Origin of the sequence: Algoriphagus vanfongensis DSM 17529, assembly GCF_000429465.1 — a bacterium.
In the GTDB taxonomy this organism is placed as follows: Bacteria; Bacteroidota; Bacteroidia; order Cytophagales; family Cyclobacteriaceae; genus Algoriphagus; species Algoriphagus vanfongensis.
Genome location: NZ_AUBX01000014.1, coordinates 414716 through 427919 on the forward strand (window position 1 = coordinate 414716; position 13204 = coordinate 427919).

Here is a 13204-nt window from a genome sequence, read left to right on the forward strand (position 1 = left end):
TATATAGAATTCAAGATTACAAATCTCGAATAGATAGTCTTTTCGGTTTATTTACCCCAAAATCTTCGCAGCCAACCAATCGCCGACTTCTGAAGTTTTGTAGGCTTTTCCGCCTTCTGCGATATCTTCGGTCACCACTCCCTCGGCAAGTGAAAGATTCACCACGTCAGAAATAGCTTTCGCTTCTTCTTTCATATCAAAAGCGTACTCAAACATCATTGCAGCAGAAAGAACTGTTGCTAATGGGTTTGCGATGTCCTTTCCGGCAGCTTGAGGATAAGATCCATGAATCGGCTCAAACAATTTAACATTGGAACCCAAAGAAGCAGATGGCATCAAGCCCATAGAACCTGAAATCACAGAAGCTTCATCGGTCAATATATCACCAAAAAGGTTTTCAGTGATCAATACGTCGTACGCTTTTGGCCATTGGATCAACCTCATCGCCACAGCATCTACGAATTCGTATTCCACTTTCACTTCTGGATACTCAGCTGCCAATTCCTGCACAGTTTCTCTCCACAATCTGGAAGTTGCCATCACGTTAGCTTTATCCACACAGGTCAAAACTTTTCTTCTCTTTTGCGCAGCTTCAAAGCCCATTCTCGCCAAACGAGTGATTTCTTCTTTGCTGTACACATTGGTATCAAAAGCTTTGGTTCCTTGCTCATTACGACCTCTAGGTTCACCAAAATAAACACCACCGGTCAATTCTCTGAAGAAAACGAAATCAACACCTTCTACTCTTTCCAATTTCAAAGGAGACTTATGCACCAAAGAAGGAAAGGTAAAAGTTGGTCTCACGTTGGCGAACAAGCCTAATTTTTGACGCATTCTCAACAAACCCTGCTCAGGACGAACCTTCGCTTTCGGGTCGTTGTCATACTTCGGGTCTCCAATAGCACCGAAAAGCACTGCATCTGCAGCAGCGCAAACTTCGTGAGTTGCATCAGGATAAGGATCTCCGGTGGCATCGATTGCCGCAGCACCGACTACTCCTTCTTTGAAACTGATTTCATGGCCAAATTTCTGACCAACTGCTTTGACTACTTTGACTGCCTGAGCAATCACTTCTGGACCGATGCCGTCACCCGGCAACAGCGCGATATTCATTTCCATAGTAAGTGGATTCTTCTTTTTCTGGATTATAATTAATTGTTTCGATGATGTTGAGCATTTTTTCGGTAGCCATCATCGCAGCCACCGTCTGATCGGCATCTAGGCCTTTCGTTTTAAATATCTTTCCATAGTCCCAAGTGATGACCGTCTCTACAAAGGCATCAGTTTTTCCTCCCGGAGGAATGGACACATGGTAATCTGTCAACTTGGGAAGCTCTTTTCCCAGAGTTTTATAGATCTTTTTCAAAGCTTTCATGAAGGAGTCATACTGACCGTCTCCGGTAGCAATTTCATCATAAAATTTACCGTGAATCTTCATTCTCAGCTGCACAGTTGGCTTCAGGCCTTTGGAGTGCGTCATGTGATAGCCTTCGATGCTGATATCTTTGGAAATCGAGTTGTTTTGCAAGACATCAGAGATGATGTAAGGCAAATCCTCTGTGGTCACTCGCTCTTTTTTATCACCCAGTTCGATGATGCGCTGCGTCACTCGGGCCAGTTCATCTTTCTCCAATGAAATACCGAGTTCCTCCAAATTTTTGACAATGTTAGCCTTGCCAGAAGTTTTTCCTAAGGCATATTTTCTCTGACGACCAAATCGCTCGGGCATCAGATCATTGAAATACAGGTTCTTTTTGTTGTCTCCATCAGCGTGGATTCCTGCGGTCTGAGTAAAGACATTCTCACCGACTACAGGCTTGTTTGCAGGAATATGCTGCCCTGAAAACTGCTCCACTAATTTGGAAACACGGAAAATCTTCTGCTCCTGCACGCCAATCTCCAGGTCAGTGAAATCTTTGATCACAGCGATCACAGACTCTAAAGGAGCATTTCCGGCTCTTTCTCCCAAACCATTGATGGTCGTATGAAGTCCTGAAGCACCGTGAAGCAAAGCCTCCATGACATTGGCCACGGAAAGATCGTAATCGTTGTGCGCATGAAAATCGAAATGGGCAGTTGGGAATTTCTCTCTGATTAATTCAAAATAGGCTCTGACCTCATCTGGAGAAAGCAAACCCAATGTATCGGGTAGCATGATTCTCTCTACAGGCTGTTTGGTCAAAAACTCGATCAGGTTCAAGGTATATTCCCTTGAGTTCCTCATTCCGTTGGACCAGTCTTCCAGATAGACATTGACAGCAACTCCATTCTTTCTGGCGTAGTTGATTGACTCTTCTATCGCTGTGAAATGCTGCTCTGGAGTTTTTTTCAATTGATGGACCAAATGATTCAAAGAGCCTTTGGTCAACAAATTCAATACTTTGGCTCCCGCAGAAAGTATCCAATCCACAGAAGCAGGCGTATCTACAAAGCCCAATACCTCCACACGATCCAAATACCCCTTTTGGGCAGCCCATTGGGTGATTTTCTGAACACCTTCCAATTCCCCATCAGAAACACGAGCCGATGCCACTTCTATCCTATCGACTTTGAGTTCGTCGAGTAGTAGTTTGGCTATCTGTAGTTTTTCTGAAGGCAAAAAGGAAACTCCTGAGGTCTGTTCTCCATCCCTCAGGGTAGTATCCATGATTTCTATTTTGCGATTAGCCGTCATTCGAATTGGATTCGGGTCGCTTAGCGATCAGCTACAAATGCGTCGATTTCTGATGACATATTCAACAAGTAGTCGATGTCATCAAATCCGTTTTGCATGTTACTTTTCTTGTATTCGTTGATGTCGAAAGATTCAGATTCACCAGTTGACAAAAGAGTGATCTTTTGCTCCGGCAAATTAACCTCGATCTCGGTACTTGGATCTGCCTCGATGGCAGAAAGCAATTTGTCGGCGAATTCAGGAGACACTGTCACAGGTAGGACTCCAATATTCAGACAGTTATTTTTGAAAATATCTGCGAAGAAGCTGGAAACTACGCATCTGAATCCATAATCATAGATCGCCCAAACTGCGTGCTCGCGGCTGGAGCCAGAACCGAAGTTTTTGCCTGAAACCAAGATTTTTCCGCTGTAGGTAGGATCATTGAGCACGAAATCCGGCTTGGGATTTCCTTCCACGTCATATCTCCAGTCACGGAATAGATTATCTCCAAAACCAGCTCTTTCTGTTGCTTTCAAGAAACGGGCGGGGATGATTTGATCCGTATCCACATTCTCTGTAGGCAAAGGCACCGCAGTGCTGGTCAATACTGTAAATTTATCGTAAGCCATTTTTTATCGAATTGTAAAATTGAAAGATTGGAAAATTGAAAAATTAATTTTCAAATACTTCCCTTGGGTCAGTGATCTTTCCAGTTACGGCAACTGCGGCCACGGTCAGAGGAGATGCCAACATGGTTCTCGCTCCTGGTCCTTGACGGCCCTCGAAGTTTCTGTTTGAGGTAGACACTGCATATTTGCCAGCTGGGATTTTATCATCGTTCATCGCCAGACATGCTGAGCAGCCCGGTTGGCGCAATTCAAAACCTGCTTCTTCCAAGATTTTTACCAAACCTTCCTCGTGAGCCTGTTTTTCTACCTCTCTTGATCCCGGAACGATCCAAGCCGTGATATTTTCTGCTTTTTTGCGTCCTTTTACAAATTCCGCAACAGCTCGGATATCTTCGATTCGACCATTGGTACAAGATCCTACGAATACATAATCCACCTGCTTGCCTTTGACTGGCTCACCTGGCTGAAAACCCATGTAGGTTAGGGATTTCAAATAAGAAGTCTTGTTGGAACCTTCCATGCCATCTGTAGTAGGAATGCTGCCTACCACTTTGATTCCCATACCTGGGTTGGTACCATAGGTAATCATCGGCTCGATATCAGCAGCATCAAAGTTATATTCTTTATCAAAAGAAGCTCCTTCGTCAGTTTTCAAGGTTTTCCAATAAGCCACTGCCTTATCCCACTCTTCACCCTTTGGAGCATATTGCTTTCCTTCTAGGTAGTCGAAGGTAGTTTGGTCTGGAGCAATCAATCCTCCACGAGCCCCCATTTCGATGGACATGTTACAGATGGTCATTCTGGCTTCCATAGATAGGCTTTGGATCGCAGATCCAGCGTATTCTACAAAGTAACCCGTAGCTCCTGCAGCAGAGATTTTGGAAATGATATACAGGATAATATCCTTGGAGGTCACTCCTTTGCCAAGCTCACCTTCTACAGAAATCCGCATTTTCTTAGGCTTGGACTGCATGATGCACTGTGTCGCAAAGACCATTTCAACTTCAGAAGTACCGATGCCAAAAGCAATAGCTCCAAAAGCGCCGTGTGTAGAGGTATGAGAGTCTCCACAAACGATAGTCATACCTGGCTGGGTCACTCCCAGTTCAGGTCCGATCACGTGAACGATCCCGTGATGGGAAGTCCCCAAATCATGCAGTTCAACTCCATATTTATTACAATTTTCACGGAGCTTTTCTACCTGCATTCGAGAAAGCTTGTCCTTAATTGTCTGATCTTGGTCGATCGTCGGGACATTGTGATCAGGTGTAGCAATGGTACGATGCGGATATTTCACACCGATGCCTCTTTTCTCCAAGTTGAGAAATGCTACAGGGGAGGTCACTTCATGGATAAAATGCTTATCGATGAAGAAAACGTCTGGACCCGCAGGCACGGATTTGACCACGTGGGAATCCCAGACTTTATCAAATAATGTTGTCTTTTCCATAATTAGGCAGTCGCGTATTCTTTGACTGGTATTTTGTTCAATGCATCTACAAAGGCTTGTGCGGAAGCCAAGACGATGTCTTGGTTGGAAGCAAACCCATAATAAGGCTTCTCTGACTTGATCAATCTCATGTGGACTTTGGCCACATCATCCGAACCGTGGGTGATGGCCTGAATCAGGAATTCTTCCAAATCCACTTGTGGCTTAACTATCTGCTCGATGGACTTCAGCACGGCATCCACCGGACCCACGCCTGTGGAAGCTGCAGTATAAGAGTCGCTTCCGATTTTGAGAGATACTTCTGCTTTGATTTCACCATTGGAAGAGTAGGAAATTTCGCCCAATTCGATAAAATTGGATTCATCCATGTATTTCCCAACCAACTCAAGTAAATCTTTTCTTCCGATATCTCTTTTGGAATCTGCCAAAACCAAGAAAGCTTCATAAACTTCTCTCAGCTCTTCTCCTTCTAGTTCCACTCCCAATGCATCCAAGTGATGCTTCAAAGCAGCCCTACCAGAACGAGCAGTCAATACAATTGAAGATTCTTCAACACCCACTTCTTTCGGGTCGATGATCTCGTAGTTTTCTCGATGCTTCAATACACCATCCTGATGGATTCCAGATGAGTGAGCAAAAGCATTTCTACCTACGATTGCCTTGTTTGGTTGCACAGGCATATTCATCAACTTGGAAACCAAGCGGCTGGTATTGTAGATTTTTGGGGTCACGATATCTGTATGAACAGGGATGGATTGATGACACTTGATCGCCATCACCACTTCTTCCATGGAAGTATTTCCTGCTCTTTCACCGATACCATTGATGGTAACCTCCACTTGACGAGCTCCATGCTGCACACCTGCTACGGTATTGGCTGTAGCCATCCCCAAATCATTATGGCAATGTGTTGCGATGATTGCCTTGTCAATGTTAGGCACATTGTTTTTCAAACTGGAGATAATCGCACCGTATTGCTCCGGAAGACAATAGCCCGTCGTATCTGGAATATTGACCACGGTAGCTCCGGCTTTGATCACCTCTTCGATGATTTTGCAAAGGAAGTCCGGCTCAGATCGGCCTGCATCCTCTGCGTAGAATTCCACATCGTCTACAAAGTTTCTGGCAAACTTGACCGCTGCTACTCCCCGACGAATGATCTCATCGGGGGTAGAGCGCAATTTGTACTGGATGTGATACGGTGAAACACCAATCCCTGTGTGAATACGCCCTTTTTTGGCGTATTTGAGAGCTGCTGCTGCGACTTCAATATCCTTTTCTACTGCTCTGGAAAGGGCACAAATAATAGGATTAGAAACCGCTTTTGATATTTCCTGAACAGAATTAAAATCACCTGGACTGGAAATTGGAAATCCAGCCTCGATGATATCTACTCCCAGTTCTTCCAAAGCTTTCGCCACCACTATTTTTTCCTGGGTGTTCAATTGACATCCCGGCACTTGCTCCCCGTCTCTTAGGGTCGTATCAAATATCCACAGCTTGTCACTCATAATCTTAAGGTTTGGGTTTTAGTTATTTTCTGGTCTCAACTGACGGACGACCGCACCGGCCTGCCACATTTCAGACTCTCTCAATTCTTTCAATTCTTCTTCCAACTTCTCTCTGTAATCAGTTTTAGAGTTGGAGTCGATAGACTTTTGAGCTTCTTTACCAGTTTTCACAGAATCATACAATTCTTCAAATACAGGCTTGGTTGCATCTCTGAAAGGCTTCCACCAATCCAAAGCACCGCGCTGAGCTGTCGTAGAGCAGTTAGCATACATCCAGTCCATTCCGTTCTCAGCTACCAATGGCATCAAAGACTGAGTCAATTCTTCAACAGTCTCGTTGAAAGCCTCAGATGGAGTGTGACCATTTGCTCTCAATACTTCGTACTGTGCAGCAAAGATTCCTTGGATAGCACCCATCAAAGTACCTCTTTCACCTGTCAAATCGGAAGTCACCTCACGGTAGAAGTCAGTTTCGAACAAGTATCCCGAACCAACACCGATACCCAAAGCAACAACTCTGTCTTTGGCTTTTCCAGTTCCATCTTGATAGATAGCGAAAGAAGAGTTCAATCCTCTACCTTCTACAAACATTCTTCTCAAAGATGTACCAGAGCCCTTAGGTGCAACCAAGATCACGTCCACATCTGCTGGAGGAATTATTCCGGTTTTCTCTTTGTAAGTCACGCCAAATCCGTGAGAGAAATACAAAGCTTTGCCTGGAGTCAGGTGCTTTTTGACAGTTGGCCAAAGAGAAATCTGACCAGCATCAGAAAGCAAATACTGAAGGATGGTGCCTTTTTCACAAGCTTCCTCCAATTCAAACAGGGTCTCACCTGGTACCCAGCCATCAGCGACAGCTTTGTCCCAAGTTTTGGAGCCTTTTCTTTGGCCCACGATGACGTTGAAGCCATTGTCCTTCAAGTTCAGAGCTTGACCTGGACCTTGTACACCATAGCCCAGCACGGCGATCACTTCGTCTTTCAATACTTCACGTGCTTTTTCCAGAGGAAATTCCTCTCTGGTCACTACGTTTTCTTCAACGTTACCAAATTTCAATTTCATAAGATAGGTATTAATATTAAGAGTTTGATTTTCAATAATTTACTTCACAAAAGAATCAATTGTCAGCATGCGCTTGGCGACAGCGACCCGACCTGACCTGGCAAATTCCAAGAGATCATATTCTTTCAAGATTTCCAGCAGCTCTCGGGTTTGCTCTTTATGCCCTGTGAGCTCTAGGACGACAAATTCCTTTTCGGCAGCGATGATCCGTGCATTGTGTTGGCGGATGATTTTCTCCAATCCTCCGTCAAGTTTGGCCACAGGAATCTTGTAAAGTGCGATTTCCTGATAGACCACGGCATCGTCTTCGTGATGAAAGGCCTTGATCACATCGATGATTTTTTCGATTTGATTGACCAGCTGGATGACGGTCTCTTCTGTAGCCGTCACCTCGATCGTGATACGATGGATGCCCGGAAGTCTACTTTCTGAGGCCGTGAGTGCATCGATATTGATCCCCCTTCTGGTGAAAATAATGGTGATGCGATTGAGAATACCGATGAAATTTTCGGTAATAACAAAGATGGTATAACGCTTCATAGGCTTTTAGCTTAATCTGACTTCCTCCACCGAACAGCCGGTGGCGATCATAGGAAATACATTATCTTCTTTTTCCACAACTACTTCCAAGAAGTATGGTCCGTCATGGATCAACATATCTTCGATAGCTTCTTTGAGACCTTCACGGGCAGACACTTTCTGAGCTGCTATGCCGTAGGCTTCTGCTATTTTGATAAAATCAGGATTGTCTAATTCGGTAAAAGAATAGCGCTTATCAAAGAACATCTGCTGCCATTGTCTTACCATTCCGAGGTAATTGTTATTGAGCAAAACGACTTTGACGGGGGCCTTAGTCTGCATGATGGTACCCAGCTCTTGAATCGTCATCTGGATCCCGCCATCTCCTACCACACAGACTACTTGTCTGGAATAGTCATACATCTGAGCTCCCAAAGCCGCCGGAAGTGCAAATCCCATCGTTCCCAAGCCACCAGAGGTCACTTGAGTTCTGGTCTTTTTATAGTTGAAATACCTCCAGGCTATCATCTGGTGCTGCCCTACATCGGTGACCAAAACAGCATCATCCGCTTTGTATTGATTGACCTGATTGATTACTTCACCCATCGTCAGTCCATTTTTGGTCGGGGTGATATCATGCTGCATGACGGCATCCTTCTCCATTTTTTCAAGGTCTCGGAATTTGCCGATCCACTCATCATGGGTCTTCGCTTCCACTTCTGCTGTCAGCATGGATAGACTTTCTTTGCAATCCCCATGTACAGGGACATCTGCCTTCACATTCTTATTGATCTCTGCTGCGTCTAGCTCCAAGTGAATGACTTTGGCCTGCTTGGCATATCGCTTCAGATCACCCGTCACCCGATCGTCAAATCTCATCCCAACCGCTATCAATACATCGCATTGATTGGTCAGCAGATTGGGTGCGTAGTTACCATGCATTCCTAGTTTCCCTACATAATTTGGGTGATCCTGAGACAATGCTCCAGAACCCAACAAAGTAGAAGCTGCAGGAATGCCAGATTTGTCGAGGAAAAACTTCAATTCCGCTTCTGCTTTCCCCAAAACAACCCCTTGCCCAAACAGGACATAGGGACGCTCTGCTTGATTGATCAATTCGGCAGCTTGCTGGATTGCTGTCTTTTCGACAGGTATATGGGTCTTGTATGATCTAAAACCTAAACATGGCGCGTAATTCATCTCCCCAAAGTCAGTCTGGGCGTTTTTTGTAATATCGATCAGGACTGGACCTGGCCTACCGGAGCGGGCGATAAAAAAGCCTTTGGCAATAGCTGGAGCAATGTCTTCTACACGCTGCACCTGAATATTCCATTTAGTGCCAGGCATAGACATGCCTACCACGTCTGTCTCTTGAAATGCATCAGTCCCCAATAGATGAGCTGCCACTTGTCCGGTGATACAGACCAATGGCGTGCTATCGATCAAGGCATCAGCCAAACCGGTGATCAGATTAGTCGCACCTGGACCAGAAGTTGCCAGACAGACACCGACCTTGCCGGAGACTCGCGCATAGCCTTGCGCCGCATGGATTGCTCCTTGCTCATGGCGCGTCAGCACATGTTTGATTTGTTCATGATAGTCGTACAATGCATCATAAGTAGGCATAATGGCTCCACCGGGGTAGCCAAAGATGATTTCCGCCTGCTCAGCAATCAGGGATTGGACAATAATATCCGCTCCTCTGGTCATTGTTCCCTTCATAGGCTTAGAATTTATCTGTCACACAGCCTTCAGAAGCTGAGGACACTAGTTTGTTGTATTTTTTTAGAGTTCCCTGAAGTGCAGACATATCTGGCTGCTTCCAGGATTTTCTTCTTTCTGCCAATTCATCATCGCTGACATCTACCGTCAGCTGGAGATTGTCTGCATCGATGGTGATCTTATCTCCGTTTTGGATCAAGCCAATAGGTCCGCCGCTGTATGCTTCCGGAGTCACATGACCTACTACAAATCCATGCGTCCCACCGGAAAATCTACCATCTGTGATCAAAGCCACATCGGATCCCAGACCTGCCCCGATAATCATGGAGGTAGGCTTTAGCATCTCTGGCATTCCCGGCCCACCCTTTGGACCGATATTACGGATCACAATCACTTCACCTTTTTCGATTTTATGATCGCGGATAGCATCATTCGCCTCTTGCTCCGAGTCAAACACATGAGCCGGGCCTGTAAATGAACTACCTTCTTTTCCGGTGATTTTAGCTACCGCGCCTTCTGGAGCTAGATTTCCAGACAATACACATAGGTGACCAGTTGCCTTGATCGGTGTTTCCAAAGGATGAATCACATTCACCATAGAAACGGTCACAGGCTCTATGTCTTTTAGATTTTCTTCCAAAGTTTTTCCGGTAACCGTCAGGCAGTCCCCATGAAGGAATCCATTCTGAAGCATGTATTTCATAAATGCAGGCACTCCACCTTGCTCGTGAAGATCCTCCATCATGAACTTACCAGATGGCTTGAAGTCACCTAGCATCGGCACTCTTGCATTGATTTCTTTGAAATCTTCGATAGTGAAATCCACTCCGGCAGTTCTTGCTATTGCAATGATGTGCATGACTGCATTCGTACTTCCACCCAAAGCGATTGCCACTACCACAGCATTTTCTATACTTTTTCTGGTGATGATATCGCTTGGCTTGATATCCTTTTCCAAAAGGATCTTCATGTACTTATTGACCTCACGGCATTCTCTCAGTTTCTCAGGAGAATTCGCAGGATAAGAGGAAGAGTAAGGCAGAGACATTCCCATTGCTTCGATAGCCGAAGACATGGTATTTGCAGTGTACATCCCGCCACAGGCCCCTTTTCCTGGACATGCATTACGGATGACACCGTCATAGTCCTCATCGGAAATATTTCCGTTGACGCGCTTTCCGAATGCTTCAAATGCAGAGACGATATTGAGTTTCTCTCCTTTATAATGTCCAGAAGCGATCGTCCCCCCATAGACCATGATTGCAGGTCTATTGGTTCGGATCATTCCCATGAGTGCTCCCGGCATGTTTTTATCACATCCAGCGACAGCTACCGTACCATCGAAGGAGTGGCCGATGATAAAGGATTCAATGGAATCTGCGATAATTTCTCTGGAGACCAAAGAATAGCGCATACCCAAGGTTCCCATGGTCGTACCATCCGAGACTCCAATGGTATTAAAAATTAAACCGGTCAGATCGTGCTCTTGTGAGGAAGCTTTGATCAGACCGGCAAAGTCATTCAGGTGCATATTGCAGGGATTACTTTCATAGCCGCAACTGGCTATCCCTACAAATGGCTGTTTCATCTTTTTATCACTCAAACCAGTAGCATACAACATCGCCATCCCGGCAGGATGCTCTTGATTGTCACTGATCTCCCAACTGTACTTTTTCAGGGTCATAATTAGTTTTTGGGGTATAAAAAAAGTGCCTCATTGGGCGAGGCACTTATGTTTTTTATTTGATTTAAGATAATAGTCTAGTGCCTCACATTAACATCCAATGAGAATAATAAAGCTCAGCAAAAAGACCACTCTGTTCATATTTTTTAATTTGATATACCAGTCCCAAATGGAACGGTGACCCAAACTTAAACCTATAAAATCAATCTTACAATATTTAATTCTCCTTTTTGCTCTGAAGGCAAAATATAAAGTGTTGCGAAATAAATATTTTCAGAATTATCTACTTTAATAAAGTCAAAAAATTCCCATTCCCAAGATCAAGATTTCATTTTTTTTTCAAAATCAAAATTAAATACTGATTTGCTTAAATTTCAATTTTCTTCAATAATCTTTTCCTTTTTTTTAAGAAAAAATTCCCTAAAAACATCTTCCTCAATAATAAGTTCGATTTCTTGAAGAATCATCAATTAATTTTTAAAACTTTTAAGATTGGATTTTCCCTCTATTTTTGCCTCAAAGCTTTTCAAATGATCTCTTTCCCAAACGCCAAAATCAACCTAGGTCTGCATATCACCTCTAAGAGAAAGGACGGCTACCATGAAATAGAAACCTGCATGGTCCCTATCCCGCTTTTCGATGCGCTGGAAATGATCCTGGACAAAAAGGCAAGTTGGGAGAGTACTGGCACTCCGATTCCAGGAGAACCTAAGGACAACTTGATCCTACAAGCCCAACAATTACTCCGAAAAGATTTCCAAGGCCTTCCCAATCTCAAAATCCATTTGCACAAAAACATCCCGATGGGAGCAGGTCTTGGAGGCGGTTCGGCTGATGCCGCTTTTGCTTTAAAACTGATGAGTAACTTGTACGATCTTCACTTGGAAGATTTTTTTCTAGAGGAATATGCCGCCCAACTCGGAAGTGATTGTCCATTTTTCGTAGAAAACACTCCCAAAATCGCCAGAGGAAGAGGAGAAATCCTAGAGCCAATTGATATCTCTCTGAAAGGAAGTCACTTGGTCTTGATCAATCCGGGAATCCATATTGGCACCAAAGAAGCCTATGCAGGAGTCACTCCGGCAATGCCCAAAGTAAAACTGGAAGAAGTATTGGCTGATAGATCCAGATGGAAGGAAGAACTGGTCAATGACTTTGAAGTCAGTGTTTTTGCCAATCATCCAGAGGTCTCAGAAATCAAAGAAAAACTCTATGCAGCAGGTGCATATTACGCTTCTATGTCAGGTTCAGGCTCTACTGTCTTTGGACTTTTTGAGGAGCAGCCATCAACGATTGAATTTCCGGAAGACTATTTCCACTTTGAAACCCTTTTATAAAACACTAACAGCAAAGAAGTTGAATTCGATAATTATCATAGATATTTACAATCTATAAATATAAATGATATGGCCACATTCACTAGCACACTTCCAGACGATCTCCTACAAAGGCTGGCAGAGTATGCAAAGAAGCTTTCGCTTCCTAAAAATAAGTTGATGGAAAATGCGCTGAACCTTTACCTCGACCATCTCAAGAGAGCGGAATATGTCAAATCATACAGGCAGTCTGCCAGGATGAAGACATACTTTTGGTCGCAGAAGAGGGGATGAATTCTTATCTCAAGCAGATCGAAGATGAAGCAAGGTGAAATCTGGATGTCAGATCTCAATCCTGCCCTTGGGTCAGAGCATGCTGAAAGAAGACCTGTGGTCATCTTAAGTGGGAATCTGATGAACAAATATCTGCAAGTGGTAATCACAGCACCCTTGACTTCCAAAATCAAGAATTACCAGGGGAACCCAATCCTTAAACCTTCCCTTAAGAACGGTCTGAATGCAGATTCAGAATTGATGATTTTCCATATCCGATCTATATCCAAAGCTAGATTGATCGAAAAAATCGGAGAGATATCAAAAGAAGAGCTTGCTGTTGCCCTGGAAACATTGAAAGATCTGACCACTCTTTAATGGG

12 protein-coding genes are annotated in these 13204 nt (G+C 44.2%); 3 read left to right on the top strand and 9 right to left on the bottom strand.

What is annotated here, in order from left to right; translation table 11 throughout:
* Window positions 1-51: 51 nt before the first annotated feature.
* From leuB to ilvD, 9 genes are read right to left on the bottom strand one after another with little or no spacing between them, the layout of a single operon-like run.
* On the bottom strand, window positions 52-1119 hold the full coding sequence (gene leuB / locus G460_RS0113055; RefSeq protein WP_026955777.1) for a 3-isopropylmalate dehydrogenase: 1068 nt from the start codon (window positions 1117-1119) through the stop codon (window positions 52-54).
* Window positions 1088-2674, bottom strand: a complete 1587-nt coding sequence (locus tag G460_RS0113060; RefSeq protein WP_026955778.1) for an alpha-isopropylmalate synthase regulatory domain-containing protein — start codon at window positions 2672-2674, stop codon at window positions 1088-1090. The genes leuB and G460_RS0113060 overlap by 32 nt, the downstream gene beginning before the upstream one ends.
* Before the next feature lie 20 nt (window positions 2675-2694).
* Window positions 2695-3285, bottom strand: coding sequence for a 3-isopropylmalate dehydratase small subunit (gene leuD / locus G460_RS0113065; RefSeq protein ID WP_026955779.1), 591 nt, complete (start codon window positions 3283-3285; stop codon window positions 2695-2697).
* Window positions 3286-3328: 43 nt separating this feature from the next.
* Window positions 3329-4735, bottom strand: coding sequence for a 3-isopropylmalate dehydratase large subunit (leuC, locus tag G460_RS0113070; RefSeq protein WP_026955780.1), 1407 nt, complete (start codon window positions 4733-4735; stop codon window positions 3329-3331).
* 2 nt (window positions 4736-4737) lie between these two features.
* Window positions 4738-6246, bottom strand: coding sequence for a 2-isopropylmalate synthase (locus G460_RS0113075; protein WP_026955781.1), 1509 nt, complete (start codon window positions 6244-6246; stop codon window positions 4738-4740).
* Between the two features lie 18 nt (window positions 6247-6264).
* Entirely contained in the window at window positions 6265-7308 is a 1044-nt protein-coding gene (ilvC, locus tag G460_RS0113080) for a ketol-acid reductoisomerase (RefSeq protein ID WP_026955782.1), read from the bottom strand.
* Between the two features lie 39 nt (window positions 7309-7347).
* Window positions 7348-7848, bottom strand: coding sequence for an acetolactate synthase small subunit (ilvN, locus tag G460_RS0113085; RefSeq protein WP_026955783.1), 501 nt, complete (start codon window positions 7846-7848; stop codon window positions 7348-7350).
* A gap of 6 nt (window positions 7849-7854) precedes the next feature.
* Window positions 7855-9549 (bottom strand): biosynthetic-type acetolactate synthase large subunit, encoded by a 1695-nt coding sequence (ilvB, locus tag G460_RS0113090; protein ID WP_026955784.1) that lies wholly within the window; start codon window positions 9547-9549, stop codon window positions 7855-7857.
* A gap of 4 nt (window positions 9550-9553) precedes the next feature.
* A complete protein-coding gene (ilvD, locus tag G460_RS0113095; RefSeq protein WP_026955785.1) occupies window positions 9554-11233 on the bottom strand; it encodes a dihydroxy-acid dehydratase in 1680 nt (559 codons plus the stop codon).
* Between the two features lie 530 nt (window positions 11234-11763).
* Between ilvD and ispE the strand changes: the two genes are divergently transcribed.
* From ispE to G460_RS0113115, 3 genes are all read left to right on the top strand, one after another.
* Complete coding sequence (ispE, locus tag G460_RS0113105) at window positions 11764-12570, top strand: 4-(cytidine 5'-diphospho)-2-C-methyl-D-erythritol kinase (protein WP_026955786.1); 807 nt, start codon at window positions 11764-11766, stop codon at window positions 12568-12570.
* Between the two features lie 69 nt (window positions 12571-12639).
* Window positions 12640-12843: a ribbon-helix-helix domain-containing protein gene (locus G460_RS21860; RefSeq protein WP_245578733.1), complete on the top strand. Its 204-nt coding sequence runs from the start codon at window positions 12640-12642 to the stop codon at window positions 12841-12843.
* A 24-nt stretch (window positions 12844-12867) separates the two neighbouring features.
* Window positions 12868-13200, top strand: a complete 333-nt coding sequence (locus G460_RS0113115; protein WP_026955787.1) for a type II toxin-antitoxin system PemK/MazF family toxin — start codon at window positions 12868-12870, stop codon at window positions 13198-13200.
* The last annotated feature ends 4 nt before the right edge of the window (window positions 13201-13204 follow it).